Origin of the sequence: Roseovarius sp. SK2, assembly GCF_028807495.1 — a bacterium.
In the GTDB taxonomy this organism is placed as follows: domain Bacteria; phylum Pseudomonadota; class Alphaproteobacteria; order Rhodobacterales; family Rhodobacteraceae; genus Roseovarius; species Roseovarius confluentis.
On sequence record NZ_JARAMK010000001.1, the window covers coordinates 419055 to 438631 of the forward strand.

General features: G+C 66.2%; 19 protein-coding genes. 5 read left to right on the top strand and 14 right to left on the bottom strand.

The genetic code is table 11. The annotated features are described in order from the left end of the window. Positions 1–216 precede the first annotated feature (216 nt). The 7 genes from PVV74_RS02050 to PVV74_RS02080 all read right to left on the bottom strand — a co-directional run bounded on the left by PVV74_RS02050 (position 217) and on the right by PVV74_RS02080 (position 7978). On the bottom strand, positions 217–1479 hold the full coding sequence (locus PVV74_RS02050) for a hypothetical protein (RefSeq protein ID WP_274592052.1): 1263 nt from the start codon (positions 1477–1479) through the stop codon (positions 217–219). Positions 1480–1560: 81 nt separating this feature from the next. Further along, a complete protein-coding gene (locus PVV74_RS02055) occupies positions 1561–2349 on the bottom strand; it encodes a crotonase/enoyl-CoA hydratase family protein (protein ID WP_274592053.1) in 789 nt (262 codons plus the stop codon). Between the two features lie 62 nt (positions 2350–2411). Then, entirely contained in the window at positions 2412–3266 is an 855-nt protein-coding gene (locus tag PVV74_RS02060) for a hydroxymethylglutaryl-CoA lyase (protein ID WP_274592054.1), read from the bottom strand. Continuing rightward, on the bottom strand, positions 3259–3942 hold the full coding sequence (locus PVV74_RS02065; protein WP_274592055.1) for a glutathione S-transferase family protein: 684 nt from the start codon (positions 3940–3942) through the stop codon (positions 3259–3261). Before PVV74_RS02065 ends, PVV74_RS02060 begins: the two co-directional genes overlap by 8 nt. Continuing rightward, a complete protein-coding gene (locus PVV74_RS02070; protein ID WP_274592056.1) occupies positions 3939–4082 on the bottom strand; it encodes a hypothetical protein in 144 nt (47 codons plus the stop codon). The genes PVV74_RS02065 and PVV74_RS02070 overlap by 4 nt, the downstream gene beginning before the upstream one ends. Positions 4083–4301: 219 nt before the next feature. Then, positions 4302–6251 carry an ATP-binding protein gene (locus tag PVV74_RS02075; protein WP_274592057.1) on the bottom strand — a complete coding sequence of 650 codons (1950 nt, stop codon included), beginning with the start codon at positions 6249–6251 and terminating at the stop codon, positions 4302–4304. Between the two features lie 122 nt (positions 6252–6373). Beyond that, the gene (locus tag PVV74_RS02080; protein ID WP_274592058.1) at positions 6374–7978 is read right to left on the bottom strand and encodes a carboxyl transferase domain-containing protein; all 1605 of its coding nucleotides are present in this window, start codon (positions 7976–7978) and stop codon (positions 6374–6376) included. A 170-nt stretch (positions 7979–8148) separates the two neighbouring features. Between PVV74_RS02080 and PVV74_RS02085 the strand changes: the two genes are divergently transcribed. Further along, positions 8149–8760 (top strand): OmpW/AlkL family protein, encoded by a 612-nt coding sequence (locus PVV74_RS02085; protein WP_274592059.1) that lies wholly within the window; start codon positions 8149–8151, stop codon positions 8758–8760. A gap of 80 nt (positions 8761–8840) precedes the next feature. Here the strand turns inward: PVV74_RS02085 and PVV74_RS02090 are convergent, their stop codons facing one another. Genes PVV74_RS02090 through PVV74_RS02110 form a run of 5 tightly spaced genes read right to left on the bottom strand, consistent with a single transcriptional unit; the run spans position 8841 to position 12967 of the window. Further along, positions 8841–9446, bottom strand: a complete 606-nt coding sequence (locus tag PVV74_RS02090; protein WP_274592060.1) for a hypothetical protein — start codon at positions 9444–9446, stop codon at positions 8841–8843. A 2-nt stretch (positions 9447–9448) separates the two neighbouring features. Further along, complete coding sequence (locus PVV74_RS02095) at positions 9449–9925, bottom strand: lysozyme inhibitor LprI family protein (protein WP_274592061.1); 477 nt, start codon at positions 9923–9925, stop codon at positions 9449–9451. Continuing rightward, the gene (locus tag PVV74_RS02100; RefSeq protein WP_274592062.1) at positions 9922–11490 is read right to left on the bottom strand and encodes an AMP-binding protein; all 1569 of its coding nucleotides are present in this window, start codon (positions 11488–11490) and stop codon (positions 9922–9924) included. Before PVV74_RS02100 ends, PVV74_RS02095 begins: the two co-directional genes overlap by 4 nt. Position 11491: 1 nt before the next feature. Next, a complete protein-coding gene (locus PVV74_RS02105; RefSeq protein ID WP_103761535.1) occupies positions 11492–11800 on the bottom strand; it encodes a hypothetical protein in 309 nt (102 codons plus the stop codon). A 3-nt stretch (positions 11801–11803) separates the two neighbouring features. Then, positions 11804–12967, bottom strand: a complete 1164-nt coding sequence (locus PVV74_RS02110; protein WP_274592063.1) for an isovaleryl-CoA dehydrogenase — start codon at positions 12965–12967, stop codon at positions 11804–11806. 145 nt (positions 12968–13112) lie between these two features. Here PVV74_RS02110 and PVV74_RS02115 point away from each other — a divergent pair, with 145 nt between their 5' ends. Both PVV74_RS02115 and PVV74_RS02120 read left to right on the top strand, forming a co-directional pair. After that, positions 13113–13583, top strand: a complete 471-nt coding sequence (locus PVV74_RS02115) for a pyridoxamine 5'-phosphate oxidase family protein (protein ID WP_274592064.1) — start codon at positions 13113–13115, stop codon at positions 13581–13583. Further along, positions 13583–14062 (top strand): CreA family protein, encoded by a 480-nt coding sequence (locus PVV74_RS02120; RefSeq protein ID WP_274592065.1) that lies wholly within the window; start codon positions 13583–13585, stop codon positions 14060–14062. Before PVV74_RS02115 ends, PVV74_RS02120 begins: the two co-directional genes overlap by 1 nt. Before the next feature lie 221 nt (positions 14063–14283). On the opposite strand, the gene PVV74_RS02125 is transcribed toward PVV74_RS02120, so the two are convergent. Both PVV74_RS02125 and PVV74_RS02130 read right to left on the bottom strand, forming a co-directional pair. Next, positions 14284–15483 (bottom strand): DegT/DnrJ/EryC1/StrS family aminotransferase, encoded by a 1200-nt coding sequence (locus PVV74_RS02125; RefSeq protein WP_274592066.1) that lies wholly within the window; start codon positions 15481–15483, stop codon positions 14284–14286. An 85-nt stretch (positions 15484–15568) separates the two neighbouring features. Beyond that, a complete protein-coding gene (locus tag PVV74_RS02130) occupies positions 15569–16234 on the bottom strand; it encodes an HAD-IA family hydrolase (protein WP_274592352.1) in 666 nt (221 codons plus the stop codon). Between the two features lie 159 nt (positions 16235–16393). On the opposite strand from PVV74_RS02130, the gene glmU reads away from it, so the two are divergent. Both glmU and glmS read left to right on the top strand, forming a co-directional pair. After that, a complete protein-coding gene (gene glmU / locus PVV74_RS02135; RefSeq protein WP_274592067.1) occupies positions 16394–17749 on the top strand; it encodes a bifunctional UDP-N-acetylglucosamine diphosphorylase/glucosamine-1-phosphate N-acetyltransferase GlmU in 1356 nt (451 codons plus the stop codon). Then, positions 17749–19572 carry a glutamine--fructose-6-phosphate transaminase (isomerizing) gene (glmS, locus tag PVV74_RS02140; RefSeq protein WP_274592068.1) on the top strand — a complete coding sequence of 608 codons (1824 nt, stop codon included), beginning with the start codon at positions 17749–17751 and terminating at the stop codon, positions 19570–19572. Before glmU ends, glmS begins: the two co-directional genes overlap by 1 nt. The last annotated feature ends 5 nt before the right edge of the window (positions 19573–19577 follow it).

The following is a 19577-nucleotide window of genomic DNA, read 5'->3' on the forward strand; positions in this document are numbered from 1 at the left end:
GCAGGGTCAACCAAGCGAGACGTGATTTCGCGCGCCCTTCGACGCCAAAAAATCCGCGAATACGCTGCTGTATCGGTAATAGGTGGTTTCTGGTGTACCAGACAAATTGACGCGTCCCGGTTCGCGCGCGAAACGCCCCGGCACTTCGGGGGCACAAACAGGCCCGGATCGCGACGCCTATCGCTCTGCGCCGCGCGCCCCTTCAGCCTGCCCCGGTCAGAACGTCAGCTTCAGCCCGGCGATCAGCGTGTGCGACTCAACCGACCTGTCGCCGGTGATTGTCGGCAGGATCAGCGGCACAAAGCCTGCGTTGTACATGTACTCCGCCCCCAGCGTGACGCGCCGCGTGACCTCGTACTCGACGCCCAGGATCACCTGCTCCATCCGTTCCCATTCGGTGCCGTCGGTGCCCTGCACCCCCCGGCTGGCGGAAACCGACCAGGTGATCGGGTTGCCGGCCAGTTCGCGGTGCCACCGCGCCTGCAGCGTCGTCGCCTGCACGTGGTGACCCGTCGCGGGCCAGCCATGCATCGAGCGCGTGAACTCCGCCTGCACGTCGAATCGCGGCCCGCTCCAGGTCAGGTTGACGTCCCACAGCTCGTTCCAGAAGCGATTGATCCCCCGCCCCGGCGGGTGATGCGCGATGGTGCTGTCATAGATCGACCCGCGTAAAAAGCCGCCCCCGACCGTCAGGTCATGTCCCGGCGCGGTTCCGAACCGATGCGATCCGTTCAACGTGAAATTCGACAGCGCGCCATCGTTCCTCGGGCTGCTGATCACCCGGTTGCCGCGATGCGCCGGAATCAGGGTAAAACTGAACTCGGACCGGTCGGTGACATACCCCAGTTCGATCACCGGGTCTTCGCTCTGGGCCCAGAAATAATGGCTGGAATGGGTGTGGGTGAACGGTGCGTAGCTGGCAAAATTACCGAAACTCAACGTCTTGCGCCCGACCGCCAGGTAAAAGGGCGACCGGTTCAGATCCCCGAAAATTACCATGTACTTGCGCAGCTGCACATCGTCCTGCCCGGGATATTCGACCTCGGTGAACTCGCCCTGTACAAAGCCCGTCACCCACGGCAGCGCCAGCGTGGCATTGAGCGAGATCTCGTTGATCACGCCATAGCTGTCGGACGTGCCGCGCGTATGCGTCGGCGGCAGGCGCGACAGGATGGGAAACTTGCCGGGCGTGTCGGTGCGCTCGGAAATCTGCGTGGCGATCAGCCGCCCGCCAAAGGTGAGCGAGCCCTCCGGCACCTGTCCTTTGGCCCGGGCCCGCAGAAGTCGCGCCACCTTGTTGGTCACGTCGTTCTGGCGGTCGAAAACCCGTTCGGAATAGCGCAGATCGGCGCGCAATCGGCCGTCCGCCGTCGCGTAAATACCCTCCTCGGTCGCGGCGAAACCAGCCGAGAACCAGCACAGCGCGACGCACAGCATCGCCGTTTCCAAAGCTCCGAGACGTTGCAGAATGCGCTTCATAACCGTCCTTTCCGGCCCCACGGGGCTCAGAAGGCGGCAGAAAAGTTGATTTTTCGTTAAATTCGGCGGTATTTTCGCCGGTCAGTCACCGCCGCGCCAAGGCGGCTCCCGCTTGTCGAAAAACGCCGAGATACCGGCCTGCGCCTCCGCGCCCGCCCAGCAGGCGCTGAGCGCCTCGATCGTGTCGTCGATCACGTCCGTGTCGATCTTCGGTCCCAGCCGACGCAACAGGCTCTTGGCCTGCGCCACGGCCTCGGGCGCGCAGTCCAGGTAGGGCGCAACCTCTTCCTCGATGGCCTGATCCAGCGCATCCTGCGGCACCGCGCGGGCCAAAAGGTCCAGCCGGACCGCTTCGGCGGCATCGAACCGCCGCCCCGACATGAAAAACCGGCGCGCCTTAGCCTCGCCCGTCCGCGCCGCGACATAAGGCCCGATGGTGGCCGGGATCAGCCCCAGCCGCGTCTCGGTGCAGGCCATCTGCACGCTGTCCGCGCCGACCGCGACGTCACAGACCGAGATCATGCCCAGCCCGCCGCCGAACGCGTTGCCATGCACCCGCGCGATCAGCGGCTTGGGCAGCGTGTTGAGCGCCTGCAACATGTAGGCCAGCTTGCCCGCCTCCGCGGCCCGCGTCTCGGGATCGGCCGCGAACTGGTCGCGCATCCAGCCAAGGTCGCCCCCGGCACAGAATGTCTTGCCTTCCGCGGCCATCACCACCACGCGCACACTTTCGTCCGCGCCCAGCGTCTGTGCGGCCGCGTGCAGCTCTGCGATCATCCGCGCAGACAAAGCGTTGTGCTTCTCCGCCCGATCCAGCCAGAGCGTCGCCACGCCGCGGTCGTCCCGCTCGATCCTCACCGTTTCGTACATCCGTCCTCTCCCAGCGCCAAAATTCTTCCAAGAATTTTGACAAGAATTTTCGAAAATTCTTGTCACCCGGTCCGCATCGCGCGCGCCATCTCCGCCGCCCGCGCCAGAACATCCCGGTCCAGCCCCGTGTCGTATCCCAGCGACACCAGCCGGTCATGCACCTTTTCGGTCGCCACGTTCCCCTTGGCCCCCGGCGCATAGGGACAGCCCCCCAGCCCTCCGACGGCGGCGTCGAACACGCGTACCCCGTGTTGCAGTGACATCTCGATATTGTCCAGCGCCCGGCCTGCGGTATCATGGTAATGCCCCGCCAGCTTCTCCGCCGGTACCACCTGCGTCACCGCCCGCAGCATGGCGCCGATGCTCTCCGGCGTGCCCTGCCCGACCGTGTCGCCCAGGCTGATCTCGTAACACCCCATCTCGTAAAGCCGCCCCGCCACCTCGGCCACCTGGTCGGGCGCAACGCGCCCATCATAAGGGCAACCCGTCACGCAGGAGACATAGCCGCGCAACGGCACGCCCACTTCCCGCGCGGCCTCGGCCACCGGGGCAAAGCGCTCCAGGCTCTCCTCGATCGTGGCGTTGATATTGGCCTTGGAAAACCCTTCCGAGGCGGACCCGAAAATCGCCACCTCGTTCGCCGCCGCCGCCATTGCGTCCTGGAAACCGCGCATGTTGGGCGTCAGCGCGGCATAGCTCACCCCCGGCACACGGGTGATCCCCGCCAGCACCTCGGCCGAGCCGGCCATCTGCGGCACCCATTTGGGGCTGACGAAACTCGCCACCTCGATCCGGGAAAACCCCGCGCCGCTCAGGCAGTCGATCAGCGCCACCTTCTCGGCCACCGATATCTCGCGCTTTTCGTTCTGCAGTCCGTCGCGCGGCCCGACCTCGAAGATCTCGACCCGTTCAGACACCCGCGTCCTCCTTCGGCGCCGCATAGAACGCCTGCTCGTATATCCGCGCGCCGCTCTCCTCGGGCAGCGCCGCCTGGAACGCCGCCCGCTCGGTCAGCCTTTCGTACCATTTCGCCGTCTCGGGAAAGCCGTCCAGCGTGGCGAAATGCTGCGCCATGTACACCGCCTGCCCCACGGCGATATCGCAGGCCGAATAGCCCCCGGTCAGCAGGTAATCGCGGTTCTCCACCGGCGTGCTCAGCCGCGCCTCGATGGCGCCATAGCATTTGCGCAGCCGCGCCGCCTCCAGCTGCATCACCGTCGGGCTGCGCATGTGATCCTCGCGCAGCACGATATGCTGCTGGGTCAGGATCGCGACATGCTGGCTCACCGTCTCGGCGAAATTCAACCAGACCAGATAGGCCATCCGGTCCATGTCGCCGGGCATCCGCCCCATCCCGCGTTCCGGGAACTTCTCGCAAAGGTATTCCAACATCGCGCCCGATTCGAACATCCGCTCGCCCTCGATCTCCAGCGCGGGCACGCGCCCCGCCGGCGACAGGCTCAGGAATTCCGGCTGGCGCAGGCTCTTGTCGAACGCATGGGTCACCACGCGAAACTCGACGCCTTCCAACTCGTTCAGCAGCCACAACACCCGCATCGAGCGGCTTTGCGGCACATGGTGCAGGACAATCACGCCATCATCTCCTTGGTCAGCACCGGACGCGTCGCTTGCGCCGCGGGGCAGGTTTGCATCCAGCCGCACCACGCCGCCAACGCGGATCCTGCGGCGATCCTCTCCTCCCTGCCCGGCACCATGTCAAAATAATCCAGCATCGGCCACAGGTGCCATTGTGCCAGCTCCAATGCGCCGGAGCGCCCTCGCCTCCAACACGGGACTCCGGCCAAACGTTTGCAGCCGGGTCAAAGCCTCGGCGCCTTCTCCAAAAGTATCATCCTCGTCAAAGTCATGCGTCACCCCCTTCGCCGCCAACCCCATCCGCACGCTGCGCATACAGACGCCAAAGTGATAGCCCGTCAGCCGCAAACCATCCGTCACGCCGCCGCCTCCGCGTCCTCCTCCAGCCGGATCAGCGCCGCCCCGGCCTCCACCTGTGTGCCCGCATCGGCCAGCACCTCGGCCACCACCCCGTCGCGCGGGGCCAGCAGGCTGTGCTCCATCTTCATCGCTTCCAGCACGGCCAGCCGGTCGCCCTTGGCCACTTCCTGCCCGGCTTCGGCAAAGACAGCCTTGACCATGCCGGGCATCGGCGCCTCGATCACGCTGGCGTCGCCTGCGGCAAACTCGCCCCGCTCCAGCGGGTCGAGGATGTCGAACCCGATCCCGTAGCCCGCAAAGACCGTCACCAGTTCGCCCGTCACCGCCACCTCCGGCGCCAGCGCCCCGTCCAGCTGCCAGCGCCCGCCCACGCGCCGCGCCGCGACCCGCCTGTCGCCGACCTCCACGTCATGCGCCTCCGCGGACAGGCTTTGCACCTTTGCCTGCACCTCCTCCCCCTCGCGCCGCAGCACCACGCTCCGCCGCAAAGGCTGCCACAGGACAAACCCGGTCTCCGCCCCGCCTCCGTCCAACAGGCCAAGGCTCGCCAACGCCGCCAGCGCCACAGTGGCATCACTCACCTCCGGCGCCGCGCTCAACGCCTCCAGGTCCCGTGCGATCAGCCCGGTATCCACCTCGCCGCGGCCAAACGCTTCGTGCCGCGCCAGCGCCCCCAGGAAAGCCAGGTTCGTCACCGTCCCTGCCACCTGCGTGGCTTCCAGCGCAGCGCCCAGCCGCTGCAACGCCACCGCCCGCGTCGGCCCATGCGTCGTCAGCTTGGCAATCATCGGGTCGTAATGCGGGCTGATCTCGTCCCACGCCCGAACCCCGGTATCCGCCCGCGCCCCCTCGGGAAACACCAGGTGCCGCAAGCACCCCGTCGCAGGCAGAAACCCTTTTGGCACGTCCTCCGCATAGAGCCGCGCCTCGAACGCATGGCCATTGATCGACAGGTCCTCCTGCCGCTTCGGCAGCCCCTCGCCCGCGGCCACGCGCAACTGCCACTCCACCAGGTCGACGCCGGTGATATCTTCCGTCACCGGATGCTCCACCTGCAGCCGGGTGTTCATCTCCATGAACCAAAAGCCGTCGCTGCGCAGCCCATCCGCACCGTCCACGATGAACTCCACCGTCCCCGCCCCGGCATAGCCGATCGCCTCCGCCGCACGCACCGCCGCCGCGCCCATGGCCTCGCGCACCTCCTCGGTCATCCCCGGCGCTGGCGCCTCCTCGATGACCTTCTGGTGCCGTCGCTGCAACGAGCAATCCCGCTCGAAAAGATGCACGGCGCTCTGCCCGTCGCCAAAGACCTGCACCTCGATATGCCGCGGCTGCTGGATATACTTCTCGATCAGGACAGCGGCGTTGCCAAAGGCCGTCTTCGCTTCGGCTTTTGCACTCTCCAGCGCTTCGGCAAAGCTCTTGGCCTCCTCTACCAGCCGCATCCCCTTGCCGCCGCCGCCCGCCACGGCCTTGATCAGCACCGGATATCCGATCTCCCCGGCCTTTTCGGCCAGGACCCCCGGATCCTGATCCTCGCCATGATAGCCCGGCACCACCGGCACCCCGGCATCGTGCATCAACGCCTTGGCCGCATCCTTCAGCCCCATCGCCCGGATCGCCTTGGCCGACGGCCCGATAAAGACCAGCCCCGCCGCCTCGACCGCCTCCACGAAATCCGGGTTCTCGCTCAGAAAGCCATAGCCCGGATGGATCGCCTGCGCCCCCGTTGCCCTTGCCGCTTCGATGATCCGCGCGCCATCCAGGTAGCTCTCCGCCGGCGCCGCCCCGCCGATATGCACAGCGGCATCCGCCAGCGCCACATGCCGCGCCGCCCGGTCGGCATCGGAATAGACCGCGACACAGCGCACCCCCATGGCCCGCGCCGTCTCCATCACGCGGCAGGCGATCTCGCCCCGGTTGGCAATCAGGATCGTGTCAAACATGGCTCCCGCCTCCGTCACATCCGGGCCCGGAGGCGCATCCGCGCCCCACGCCCACATTCATCGTTCCCAAAACACTCAAACTCCGACGCCGCCACACGCGCGCCGCCCGATACCCGCGCGCCTCACATCCGAAACAGGCCAAACCGCGTCTCCTCCACCGGCGCGTTCAGCGCCGCCCGCAAGCTCAGCGACAAGACCTGCCGCGATTTCCTCGGATCAATGATCCCGTCATCCCAAAGCCGTGCGCTGGCATAAAGCGGATGGCTCTGCGCCTCGAACATGTCGATCGTCGGCTGCTTGAACGCCGCCTCCTCGTCGGCGCTCCAGGTCCCGCCCTTGCGCTCGATCGCGTCACGCTTCACCGTGGCCAGCACGCCCGCCGCCTGCGCGCCGCCCATCACGGATATCCGCGAATTCGGCCAGGTCCACAGGAACCGCGGCTGATAGGCCCGCCCCGCCATGCCGTAATTCCCGGCGCCGAACGACCCGCCCACCAGCATCGTCACCTTGGGCACGCTCGTCGTCGCCACGGCCGTCACCATCTTGGCTCCGTGCCGCGCGATCCCCTCGTTCTCGTACCGGCGGCCCACCATGAACCCGGTGATGTTCTGCAGGAACACCAGCGGCACTTTGCGCTGGCTGCACAGCTCGATGAAATGCGCGCCTTTCTGAGCGGCTTCGGAAAACAGCACGCCGTTGTTGGCGACAATCCCCACCGGACAGCCCTCGACATGGGCAAACCCGGTGACCAGCGTCTCGCCGAACCGCGCCTTGAACTCGTCGAACCGGCTGCCATCCACCAGCCGCGCGATCACTTCGCGGATGTCATAGGGCGTGCGCAGATCCCCCGGCACCACGCCCAATATCTCCTCGGGGTCATAGGCCGGCTCCTCCGGCGCCTCCATCCGTAGGGTGGGTGACACCCCACCCCCCAACGACCCCACGGCCCGCCGCGCCAAGGCCAGCGCATGCGCATCATCCTCGGCCAGGTAATCCGCCACGCCGCTCAGCCGCGTATGCACATCCCCGCCGCCCAGGTCCTCGGCGGTCACGTCCTCGCCCGTCGCCGCCTTCACCAGCGGCGGCCCTGCCAGGAAAATCGTCCCCTGGTCCCGCACGATGATCGTCACGTCGCTCATCGCGGGCACATACGCCCCGCCTGCCGTGCACGACCCCATGACGACAGCGATCTGCGCAATCCCCTTCGCGCTCATCCGCGCCTGGTTGTAGAAAATCCGCCCGAAATGATCCCGGTCCGGAAACACCTCGTCCTGGTTGGGCAGGTTCGCCCCGCCCGAATCCACCAGGTAGATGCAGGGCAAGCGGCATTCCTCGGCGATCTCCTGCGCCCGCAGGTGCTTTTTCACCGTCATCGGATAATACGTGCCACCCTTCACCGTGGCGTCGTTGCACACCACCATGCAGTCGCGGCCCTGCACGCGCCCCACGCCCGCGATCACCCCGGCACAGGGCGCCGCTCCGTCGTAAAGCCCATGTGCGGCCACCGCGCCCACCTCCAGGAACGGGCTGCCCGGGTCCAGCAGGTTCGCCACCCGTTCCCTTGGCGGCATCTTGCCTCGGCTCTTGTGGCGCTCCCGCGCGGCCTCGCCGCCACCTTCGGCCGCGGCGCGCGCGGCCTCTTCCACCACCGCCAGCGCGTCCAGATGCGCCTCCCGGTTGGCCTGGAATTCCGCCGATCCGGTCAGAATCTGAGAGGAAATCTTCATCCCGCCACTCCTTTCGCACTCATCTGTTGGGGCCGCGCCCCCGCTGCACCGCAAAACACAGTGACATATTTGCAACGCCCCGCGAACTCGCTGCGATTTTGACATACATCAAGGCGGTTTAGCCCGGCCCGCGTCATCTTCCGCTCAAACAACTCAGAAGTGGAAAGACCATGAAACATCTCACCGCCCTCGCACTCGCAGCACTCGTCGCCGGCGCGGTTCCGGCCTTCGCGCAGGAGCGTGGCGACGTCTCTCTCGGCGTCGGCCTCGCCGGCGTCATCCCCGAAAGCGGAAACGGCGTGCTCGCCGGCCCGACGCCGATCAGCGTCGAAAACGGCTACTCGCTCTCGCTGACCGGCGAATACTTCATCGCCGACAACCTCGGGATCGAACTTCTGGCCGCCTGGCCCTTCGCCCATGATATTGACTCCGGCGGCGTCAAGATCGGCGAGGTCAAGCACCTGCCGCCCACGCTCTCGCTGCAATATCACTTCACCAACAAAGGCAACGTCACACCCTTCATCGGCGCGGGCATCAACTATACCACCTTCACCGAGGACAAGGCCGTCGGCCCGCTCGCCGGCAACAGCCTCGACCTCGACGACAGCTGGGGCCTCGCGCTCCATGCCGGCCTTGACTACAGGGTCTCCGAGCATGGTGCCCTGCGGACAGACGTCCGTTGGATGAACATCGAAAGCGACGTGAAACTGAATGGCGTGGACATCGGCAAGGCCAAGATCAATCCGTGGGTCTTCGGCGTGTCCTACGTCCACACGTTCTGAACCGTTCCGGCGAACCCGGACACAGGCGGGGCGGGCCTTCGGGCCGGCCCCGTTTTCGTATGCGGCAAGCATCACCCGGGTCATTCTTCCGGCCTTGACCTTGGCCGAACCGGGTCGGGCGCGGCGATCCAGCCCGCCTCGAAGGCAGGCGGCACCATGTCCTGGTGCCGCGCCACCTGCCACGCGATCACCGCGGCGCGCAGCCGCCCGTTGGCCTCGCGCGCCCGGCACCACATCTCCATCCGCGGGCTGTGCCCGGCACAATCCTGCCCCGCCGACATGCCATGCGCCAAGTGGAAGAGCTGCTCGTAAAGCAAGTCTGCAAAAGGTTTTTCCACCTCCGCGCCTTCCGCGTCTTTCGGCTCCGGCAACTCGGTCAGCACCCGCGCCCGCCAGATATCCTGCTCCACCGCCAGCGCCTTCTGACAGCCCAGCGGTTCCTCGGACCGGTCGCAGATCACGATCCCGATCGTGCCGCAAAACTCCACCCCGTTCACATTGGCCAGCGGATAGCCCGCCTTCTCCGCCGGGGTCGGCGCAAAGGCATCGACCGCCTGCTCATAGCGCAGGATCTCGCCGCGCAGGCAGGTCTCGAAATCCGGCAGCGGCGCCTCCTCGGCCATCGCCATGGCGGGCCACAGGGCCACCTGCGCCAGCGGCAGGATCAGGTTGCGCCGCCATGCCATTCCTACAGCCCTCCGCGCATGTCGCGCAGTTCCAACGACCGCTGTGCCGTCATCCGCATCAGGCAGGACGCCGCCGCGACCGACCGGATTGTGCCGCCCCGGTTGCGCTCATAGGCCAGGCTGCATTCGGCGTCGCGAAAGGCGATCCACGCCCGCTGCGCCGTCAAAAGTGCCTCTGAAACAGGCGGTTGACCGGAATCGAACTGATCGACCTGCGCCCGCGTCGCCTTGTATTCCCGGTTCAAGAACCTGTCCCACACCGCCGTCTCGGCTTGCAGGCACGCAACAATGCCGATGGTCGAGGACCCGCCCGGCTGCGCCTGGCACTGGTTGGCCGCATCGGCCACGCAGCCCGGCACGCCCGCCTCCCGCGGGGCGCTGTCGAAACACGCCGCGACCGTGTTTTCGTTCACGCTCAGGTCCTGCGCCTGCGCGGCGCCTGCCGCTATCAGGACAATCGCAATACTGCGTCCAATCATGCCTCTTCCTCCGTTTCCGCCACGGCCCGTGCCTTCAGTTCCTTGCGAATGACCTTGCCCGTCACCGTCATCGGCAGCGCATCCAGGAACGTCACCTCCCTGGGATAGGAATACCCCGCAAGCCGTTCTTTCACATGGGTTTTCAACGCCTCGGCCAAGGCGTCATCCGCCGTCACTCCGTCCCGCACCACCACATAGGCCTTCACGATCTCGGTACGCAGGGCGTCGGGCTTGCCCACCACGCCCACCGTCGCCACCGCGTCATGGGTCAAAAGGCAATCCTCGATCTCCGCCGGCCCGATCCGATAGCCGGAACTGGTGATCACGTCATCCTCGCGCCCCACGAACCGCAGGAAGTCTCCGTCCCACACGCCCCGGTCGCCGGTCAGCATCCAGTCGCCGCGAAACTTCTCCGCCGTCTGCTCGGGCCGGTTCCAGTATTCCAACATCATGCTGGCCGAGCCGCGCTTAACGGCCACATCGCCCTCATCCTGCGTCGGCTCTCCGTCGCGGTCCAGCACCGCCAACTCGTGCCCCGGCACCACCTTGCCGATGCAGCCCGGTTTCGGGTCGAACAGGCTCTGGCAGCTCGCCGCCACAAGGTTGCACTCGGTCTGTCCGTAAAACTCGTTGATCGTCAGACCAAACGCCCGCCGCCCCCAGTCCAGCATCTCCGCGCCCAACGGCTCGCCCCCGCTGGCAACCGTGCGAAGCCCGTCGATCCGCGCGGCGGCGGCCTTCAGCATCCGCAAGGCGGTGGGTGGAAAAAATATATTTCGAACAGCGCCCTGCCGGATTATCTTCACGCACTCTTCGACATCGAATTTCGGCATGCGCGCCGCCACCACCGGCACACCCAGGCACAGCCCCGGCATCAGGATATTGAACAGCCCGCCGATCCACGCCCAGTCGGCAGGCGTCCACAGGCAATCCCCTTCGTGCTGTCCCAGGAAATCATGCTGCATCTCCACCCCCGGCAAATGCCCCGTCAGCACCCGGTGCCCGTGCAGCGCGCCCTTGGGGCTGCCGGTCGTGCCACTGGTATAGATCAGCACGGCGGGGTCGTCCGGCCCGGTCTCGGCGGTCTCGAAGGCCCTCGCATCCGGCAGGTCCGCATGCTCCGGCACGAAGGCCTCCACCTCCGCCAAAACCGAAAGCATATCAATACCTTCCGCGTCGGTGACGACGATCTTTGCGCCCGCGTCCCGCACCCGGCTGGTCAGCGCGTCCTCCCGGAATAGCTTGAACAACGGAATGGACACCGCCCCGATCTTCCAGATCGCGATATGCGCGGCGGCGCACCATCCCCCCTGGCTGCGCAGCACGCCCACCCGGTCGCCCCGCGCGACGCCTTTCGCCACCAGCACATGCGCCAGCCGGTCCGCCATGTCCCGCAGATCGCCATAGCTCAGGTCCCGACCCATTTCTGCCAGATCCTTGATCGCCACCCGGTCCAGCTCGGTATCGGCCCAGTCGTCACAAACCTGCGCCGCCATGTTCAGCCGCGCTGGAAGGCTCCAGGAAAACGTGGCCTTCAACGTATCATAATCTCTACGCTCCAGCACCTTACACGCCTCCCTTCATCTCTTTCCGGTCGGTCACATCGCCGAACCGATCGATGAAATACTCTACCCGTCCGCCGTCCGCGCCCGCACAGGTCACCACCAGCCACAGCCCGGCCGACTGCGCCGGCGTCGCGTGGCAATCGGTTCGCGCGGCCCCGGTCTCGGCCACGTAGCGATCCGCCACCGCCTCGATCACCGCCGTTTCGGTCGTGGTCACAGACCGTCCGCCCAGCAGCAGCGCGACCACCGCGCCCAGGCAGACAAGCGCCAGAAGCGGGATGAAAAACCACGGAGCGCGCCCGAACCGCATGGCCTACGCCATCGCCCCCATCAACTCGCGCCCGATCAGCATCCGCCTGATCTCGGACGTGCCCGCCCCGATCTCCATCAGCTTGGCATCCCGGAAAATCCGCGCCACGGCCGCATCGTTCAGAAAGCCCGCGCCCCCCATCGCCTGCACCGCCTGGTGCGCCTGCACCATCGCCTGCTCGCTGGCGTAAAGACAGCAGGCCGCCGCATCCTGCCGCGTCACCTCGCCCCGGTCACACGCCTTGGCCACCTCGTAGACATAGGCCCGGGCCGAATTCATCGCCGTGTACATGTCCGCGATCTTGCCCTGCATCAGCTGGAAATTCCCGATGGGCTGCCCGAACTGCTTGCGCTCGGCCATGTAGGGCATGATCTCGTCCAGGCAGGCCGCCATGATGCCCAACCCGATCCCGGCCAGCACAACGCGCTCGTAGTCCAGGCCCGACATCAGCACCTTCACCCCCTTGCCTTCCTCGCCCAGCACGTTCTCGAACGGCACTTCCACGTCTTCGAAGATCAGCTCCGCCGTGTTCGAGCCGCGCATCCCCAGCTTGTCGAAATGCGCCGAGGTCGTGAACCCGGTCATCGCCTTCTCGATCAGGAACGCGGTGATTCCCTTGGCCCCGGCCTCGGGCTCGGTCTTGGCATAGACCACCAGTGTATCGGCATCCGGCCCGTTGGTGATCCAGTACTTGCTCCCGTTCAGGCGATAGTGATCGTTGCGCTTTTCGGCCTTCAGGCTCATCGACACCACGTCACTGCCCGCGCCCGCCTCGGACATGGCCAGCGCGCCGACATGCTCGCCCGAAATAAGCCCGGGCAGGTATTTCGCCCGCTGCGCATCGCTGCCGTTCAGCTTGATCTGGTTCACGCACAGGTTGGAATGCGCGCCATAGGACAGCGACACGCTGGCCGAGGCCCGCGCCACCTCTTCGACCGCGACCACATGCGCAAGGTATCCCATCCCGACACCGCCATGCTCCTCCGGCACGGTGATTCCCAGAAGGCCCAGCTCGCCCATCTCGGTCCACAGCTCGGAGGGAAAATCGTTCGTCCGGTCGATCTCGGCGGCCAGCGGCTTCACCCGCTCCTGCGCCCAGCGATGCACCATCTCGCGCAGGGCATGCACGTCCTCGCCCAGGTCGAACTTCATCACCGCGTCGAACATATGCACCCCTCCCGGCATTTATTGAACACTTGTTCATTTATAGGCCCACCCCGGAACGCCGTCAATCCCGCCGCGCCGGCCCGGAACCGATTCCGCGCACCACGTGTTGGCCCACTGACACCCAGTTTAGCAAAGGAGACACCCGATGTCCGATGATCTGAAAGAAGCCCTTTGGAAGCGCCTCGACAGCCTTCAGGCCGGGATGCTGTCCACCAACGGCGCCCCGCCGCGCCCCATGGCCCCCACGATCACGGGCGAGGACGACGCGATCTGGTTCGTGACCGCCAAGGGCACCGATATCGCCGCCGCCGCGGTCGAAAAGGAGAACTGCAAGTTCATCGCCGCCTGCCCCAGCGCGCAGCTTTATGCCGATATCGACGGTGAACTGTCGGTCGAGACCAGCGAAGCCAAGCTGGACGAGATCTGGTCACCCATGGCCGCCGTCTGGTTCGAGGATGGCCGCCAGGACGACGACATCGTGCTGGTCTGCATGCGCCCGAAAAAGGCCGTGGTCTGGGCCACTGACGGCAATGCCAAGTCGCTGTTTGAATTTGCCCGCGCCTCCCTTTCGGGCGACACGCCCGATGTTGGCACCCACGGCACGGTCACGTTCTGATGCGCCGCGCACTTCTCGGGGTCGCCTTGCTGGTGGCCCCCATGATCTCGCCCGCCCGCGCCGAGCAGGTGGGCGAGATCGGCGTCGACTGGGCCGGCAACGACATCATCGTCGAGGCGATCGAAGACCCGGACGTGCAGGGTGTCACCTGCCACCTCGCCTATTTCGAGCGGGGCTTCATCGACCGACTGGCGAATGGCAACTGGTTCGAGGATCCCTCCAACAGCGCCATCGAATGCCAGCAGACCGGCCCGATCATTCTGGGCGACATTGACCGCTCCGAGGATGGCGAAGACGTCTTTCGCGCCAGCCGTTCGATCATCTTCAAGACCTTGCGGGTGAAACGCATCTACGATGCGCAACGTCAGACGCTGGTCTACATTTCGCACGGGCGCGAGCTGTCGCAAGGCTCGGCCAAGGTCTCGATCTCCACCGTCCCGATTCCCGGCGACAGTCGCTCCGACCCCGCGCCCGACTGAGCCCCCGATTTCCGCACAGCCCCCGACCCGCTTTCACTGTTCCAAAAATACTCAAGATCCGACACTTGCCATCACGCCGACTGCCCGCCATTTCCGGGACACTCCCCGCGCGGTGCCTTCACCTTGGGCGCCCGACACTGCCACCGACGCCATACAGTCGGACATACCGACGCGATACCGACGCGGTATTCAGGCCCCGATTCGCGATTAACCTTTCCGCCTTACGACGCGGCGGCCTGTTGCACCGCCCCCACCTCCGCCCGGATGATCCGCGCGATCAGTGCGCAATCGTCCAAGGTGAAGGTCAATGGCAGGCGCATGTCCAGAATGCCCTTCAGCACCCGATCGCTTGCGGGCATCGGCACGATCGGCGCATAGCGCCAGCTGTCGTAGCGGCTGGTGAACCCCACCGGCTCCGCGCCCCCGAACCATTTCAGTTCGACGCCGCGTCTGCCGCACCGTTCGACTACCTCCGCGATGGCCGCATCACTCCAGTCCAGCAACAAAAACTGGATCGACGAGCCCACGTAACGCTCTGCCTCGGGACGCTCCACCACCGTCAGCCCCGGCGTGCCGCGCAGCCCGTCCTCGACCGCCGCGTACCGCGCGTTCCATTTCGCGCATTGGTCGTCCAACGCCTTGAGTTGCGGGCGTAAAATCGCGGCGCGCAGGTGGTCCATCCGGCCCGAGATATTGGGCGTGTCGTACTTGATCGCCTCGAAGGCCTCCTCCGGCGGTACCGTCCCGTGCCGGCCGTACAGCATGTAGGATCCCGACAGAATCGCCGCCTTCGCCATGACGTCCGCATCGTCCGTCACAAGCAGGCCGCCCTCGCCCGAATTCATGTGCTTGTAGGTCTGCGTCGAATAGCACCCGATCAGCCCATGCCGCCCCGAGGGCATACCGTTCCACGCCGCCCCCATCGTGTGGGCACAATCCTCGATGATGGTCAGGCCGTGGTCGCAGGCGACCTCCACCAGCCGGTCCATGTCGCACAGGTGCCCGCGCATATGGCTCAGCATCAGGATGCGCGCCTCGCCCGCCTTGTTAACCAGGTCTTCAAGGTCGATCGTCAGGCTTTCCGTCACGCCGACAAAGACCGGCACCGCGCCGACGCTGGCAATCGCCCCCGGCACCGGCGCGAGTGTGAAAGCATTCGTTAACACTTTTTCGCCAGGCTGGACCCCAAGCGCCCGCAACGCCGTGGCCATCGCGTACCCGCCCGAAGCGACCGCCAGCGCGTATTTGGCCCCCGTGTAGGCGGCGAACTCCTGCTCCAGCAGGCCCACCTCGCCCAGCTCTCCGGGCGACAGGTTATACCGATGCAGCCGCCCGCTCTGCATCACCTCCATCGCGGCGCGCATCCCCTCTTCGGGGATCGGCTCCTGCTGGGTGAAACTGCGTGTGAAAACCTCGCTCATGGCCATTTATTGCGGCCCCGCGCGGCGCAGGTCAATCGCGAAGCGCCTGTGGAAAAGCGGCATTTCGCTTTCCCGAAACCGGGTTTCAGGCGAAGAGCCTTTGCACCACGCCCTGCAACTCGTCGAAATGGTCGATCGTGGCCTCCGGCTCCAGCGCCCGCACGTCCTCGTCCCCCGGCCCGAACGTCACCAGCACCGACGGCACCCCCGCCGCCTTCGACGTCTCGCGGTCCGTTATCGTATCTCCCACCAGCAGACAGCGGCCCGGGTCGCCGCCCACCCGCCGCACGACCTCGCGCAACGGCTCGGGGTCGGGCTTGCGCACGGCCAGCGTGTCGGCCCCCACCAGTGCGCCGAACCGGTCCAGCACGCCCAGCGAGGTCATCAGCTTCAGCGCCAGCGCCTCGGGCTTGTTGGTGCAGATCGCCACCGGATGCCCCGCCAGCCGCAGGTTCTCCACCGCGTCCATCGCGCCGGGATAGAACACCGTGTGCGTGTCGATGGCCTCGCCGTAAGCCGTTAAAAGAATTGGATATTGCCGGTCGATCTCGGCAAAGTCATCCGCCCGCCCCAGTCGCGTCATGCCAAGCGTCAGCATGGCACGCCCGCCGCGCAGCGCCGTGCCAGCATCGGCCACCGGGTCCAGCAGATCGCCCTCGCCCATCCCCCGGAAACAGGCATTCGCAGCCGCGATCAGGTCACCGCTCGTATCCGCCAGCGTCCCGTCCAGATCGAACACCACCGTTCCCAGCCGTTCACCCATGTCACTCGTCCCTCTTGTCATCCTGCAACGGTTGGCACTTTTCCGCCCGTCCCTGTCACATCCCGCAATCATCTTTGATACGGCCCAGCCTTGCGCGGCTTGCGCAACCGGATAAAACGGGCACGTCAGGAAGGAAAGAGAAACCATATGAGCATCAGCCTGATCGTCCTGGCCGCGGGCCAGGGCACCCGCATGAAATCGGACCTGCCCAAGGTGCTGCACCAGATCGCAGGCGCGCCGATGCTGGTCCATGCGTTGCAGGCCGGATCGGCCCTGTCCCCCGACCGCACCGTCGTCGTGACCGGCCACGGGTCCGAGGCCGTCGCGGCGGCGGCGCACGACCATGACCCCGACATCCTGACCGCCCACCAGGCCACGCAGGACGGCACCGGCCACGCCGTGGCGCAGGCCGAGCCCGCGCTCGCGGGCTACGAGGGCGACGCCATCGTCCTTTACGGCGACACGCCCTTCATCTCCGAGGACACGCTGCACCGCATGGTCGCGGCCCGCGCGCAACATGACGTCGTCGTGCTGGGTTTCGAGGCCGCCGATCCCGGTCGCTATGGCCGGCTGGTCATGTCCGGCGACACGCTTGAAAAGATTGTCGAATTCAAGGATGCCGACGTCGCCACCCGCGCCATCACCTTCTGCAATTCCGGCGTCATCGCCGCCTCCGCGCCCGTCCTTTTCGACCTCATCCGCGCCGTCACCAACGACAACGCGGCGGGCGAGTACTACCTCACCGATATCATCGGCATCGCCCGCGACCGGGGCCTCTCGGCCACCGCCATCGCCTGTGACGAGGCCGAGACCATGGGCATCAACTCCCGCGCCGAGCTGGCCGCGGCCGAGGCCGCCTTCCAGACCCGCGCCCGCGCCACCGCGCTCAACGATGGCATCACCCTCACGGCCCCCGGGACCGTCCATTTCGCCTACGACACCGTGCTGGGCCGCGACACGATCGTGGAACCCAACGTGGTCTTCGGCCCCGGCGTCACCGTCGAATCTGGCGCGCATATCAAGGCGTTCTCGCATCTCGAAGGCTGCCACGTCTCGCGCGGCGCCGTCGTCGGCCCCTATGCCCGCCTGCGCCCCGGCGCGGAACTGGCCGAGGACACCCGCATCGGCAATTTCGTCGAAGTCAAGAACGCCCTCATCGGCGAAGGCGCCAAGGTCAATCACCTCAGCTATATCGGCGACGCCTCGGTGGGCGAGGCCAGCAATATCGGCGCGGGCACGATCACTTGCAACTATGACGGCGTGATGAAACACCGCACCGAGATCGGCGCGCGCGTCTTCGTGGGCTCCAACACCATGCTCGTCGCCCCCGTCAAACTGGGCGACGAATCCATGACCGGCTCGGGCTCGGTCATCACCAGCGACGTCCCCGACGGCGCGCTCGCCATTGCCCGCAGCCCGCAGGCCAACAAACCGGGCATGGCGCGCAAATTATTCGAAATGCTAAAGTCCAAGAAGGCCAAGCAAGCGAAAGAGGCAGGATAATGTGTGGAATTGTAGGGGTTCTAGGCAAGCACGAAGCCGCGCCCATCCTTGTCGAGGCGCTCAAACGGCTCGAATATCGCGGCTATGACAGCGCCGGCATCGCCACGATCAACGGCAAACAACTGGACCGCCGCCGCGCCGTCGGCAAGCTGGTGAACCTGTCGGACCTGCTGGTGCACGAGCCCCTGCGCGGCAAGTCCGGCATCGGCCACACCCGCTGGGCCACGCACGGCGCGCCCAACACCGTCAACGCCCACCCGCACAAGGCCGGGCCGGTGGCCGTGGTGCATAACGGCATCATCGAGAATTTCCGTGAGCTGCGCAGCGAACTGTCCCAAGCCGGGCTGGCGCACGAGACCGACACCGATACCGAGACCGTCGCCATGCTGGTCCATCACCTGATGGAACAGGGCCAAACCCCTGTCGAGGCCGCCAAATCCGCCATCGCCCGGCTGGAAGGCGCCTATGCGCTCGGCTTTCTCTTCGATGGCGAGGATGACCTGATCGTCGCCGCCCGCAAGGGCAGCCCGCTGGCCATCGGCCACGGCGACGGCGAGATGTATGTCGGCTCCGACGCCATCGCGCTCGCCCCCCTTACCGACCGGATCACCTATCTGGAGGAAGGCGACATCGCCGTCGTCACCCGCACCACGCTCGACATCATCGACGCGCAAGGAAATCGCGCCAACCGCGCCGTCCGCACCATCCAGATCGACAGCACCCATGTCGACAAGGGCGGGCACAAGCACTTCATGGCCAAGGAAATCGCCGAGCAGCCCGCCGTGATCGGCGATACCCTGCGCCACTACCTGTCCGAGGCCGGGGGCGGCCTGACCCTGCCCCAACCGGAACTGGACTTCACCCAATACGACCGCCTGACGCTGGTGGCCTGCGGTACGGCCTATTACGCCTGCCTCACCGCGAAATACTGGTTCGAGCAACTGGCCGGCCTGCCCGTCGACGTCGATATCGCGTCCGAGTTCCGCTATCGCGAGCCTCCCGTTCCCGCCAAGACCGGCGCCATCTTCGTCAGCCAGTCGGGCGAAACCGCGGACACGCTCGCCGCCTTGCGCTACTGCGAGGGGCGGGCCGCGAAGATCCTGTCGATCATCAACGTCCCCGAAAGCTCCATCGCCCGCGAAAGCGACCTCGCCCTGCCGATCCATGCCGGCGTCGAGATCGGCGTGGCCTCGACCAAGGCGTTCACCTGTCAGCTGACCGTGCTCTTGCTGATGGCGCTCAAGGCCGCCTCCGACCGCGAAACGCTCGACCCCGCGCGCATCTCGGACCTGCTGTCGCACCTGCGCGGCCTACCCTCGACCATCAACAACACGCTGGAACTGAACGCCGATTTTCACAAGGCCGCCAACCGTTTGGCAACGGCCGACAACGCGCTATTCCTCGGGCGCGGCGTCATGTACCCACTGGCCCTTGAAGGCGCTCTGAAACTCAAGGAAATCAGCTATATCCACGCCGAGGCCTATGCCTCGGGGGAGCTGAAGCACGGCCCCATCGCGCTGATCGACAAGAAGATGCCGGTCATCGTCATGGCACCGCGCGATGCGCTGTTCGACAAGACCGTGTCGAACATGCAGGAGGTCATGGCCCGCGGCGGCAAGGTGATGCTGATCACCGACGCCCCCGGCGCCGAGGCGGCCGCCGACGACACCTGGATGACGCTGGTCCTGCCCCAGGTCGACCCGGTCCTGTCGCCCATCCTCTACGCTGTCCCCGCCCAGCTTCTGGCCTATCACACCGCCGTCGCCAAGGGCACCGACGTGGACCAGCCGCGCAACCTCGCCAAGTCCGTGACGGTGGAATAAGAAAC

Bases quoted from the DNA above. Each gene is read 5' to 3' on its own strand.
- PVV74_RS02085 (WP_274592059.1), top strand. From the start codon at position 8,149: ATGAAACATCTCACCGCCCTCGCACTCGCAGCACTCGTCGCCGGCGCG.
- PVV74_RS02120 (WP_274592065.1), top strand. From the start codon at position 13,583: ATGCGCCGCGCACTTCTCGGGGTCGCCTTGCTGGTGGCCCCCATGATC.
- PVV74_RS02115 (WP_274592064.1), top strand. From the start codon at position 13,113: ATGTCCGATGATCTGAAAGAAGCCCTTTGGAAGCGCCTCGACAGCCTT.
- PVV74_RS02110 (WP_274592063.1), bottom strand. From the start codon at position 12,967: ATGTTCGACGCGGTGATGAAGTTCGACCTGGGCGAGGACGTGCATGCC.
- PVV74_RS02090 (WP_274592060.1), bottom strand. From the start codon at position 9,446: ATGGCATGGCGGCGCAACCTGATCCTGCCGCTGGCGCAGGTGGCCCTG.
- PVV74_RS02080 (WP_274592058.1), bottom strand. From the start codon at position 7,978: ATGAAGATTTCCTCTCAGATTCTGACCGGATCGGCGGAATTCCAGGCC.
- PVV74_RS02070 (WP_274592056.1), bottom strand. From the start codon at position 4,082: ATGCTGGATTATTTTGACATGGTGCCGGGCAGGGAGGAGAGGATCGCC.
- PVV74_RS02055 (WP_274592053.1), bottom strand. From the start codon at position 2,349: ATGTACGAAACGGTGAGGATCGAGCGGGACGACCGCGGCGTGGCGACG.
- glmS (WP_274592068.1), top strand. From the start codon at position 17,749: ATGTGTGGAATTGTAGGGGTTCTAGGCAAGCACGAAGCCGCGCCCATC.
- PVV74_RS02105 (WP_103761535.1), bottom strand. From the start codon at position 11,800: ATGCGGTTCGGGCGCGCTCCGTGGTTTTTCATCCCGCTTCTGGCGCTT.
- PVV74_RS02075 (WP_274592057.1), bottom strand. From the start codon at position 6,251: ATGTTTGACACGATCCTGATTGCCAACCGGGGCGAGATCGCCTGCCGC.
- PVV74_RS02050 (WP_274592052.1), bottom strand. From the start codon at position 1,479: ATGAAGCGCATTCTGCAACGTCTCGGAGCTTTGGAAACGGCGATGCTG.
- glmU (WP_274592067.1), top strand. From the start codon at position 16,394: ATGAGCATCAGCCTGATCGTCCTGGCCGCGGGCCAGGGCACCCGCATG.
- PVV74_RS02095 (WP_274592061.1), bottom strand. From the start codon at position 9,925: ATGATTGGACGCAGTATTGCGATTGTCCTGATAGCGGCAGGCGCCGCG.
- PVV74_RS02125 (WP_274592066.1), bottom strand. From the start codon at position 15,483: ATGAGCGAGGTTTTCACACGCAGTTTCACCCAGCAGGAGCCGATCCCC.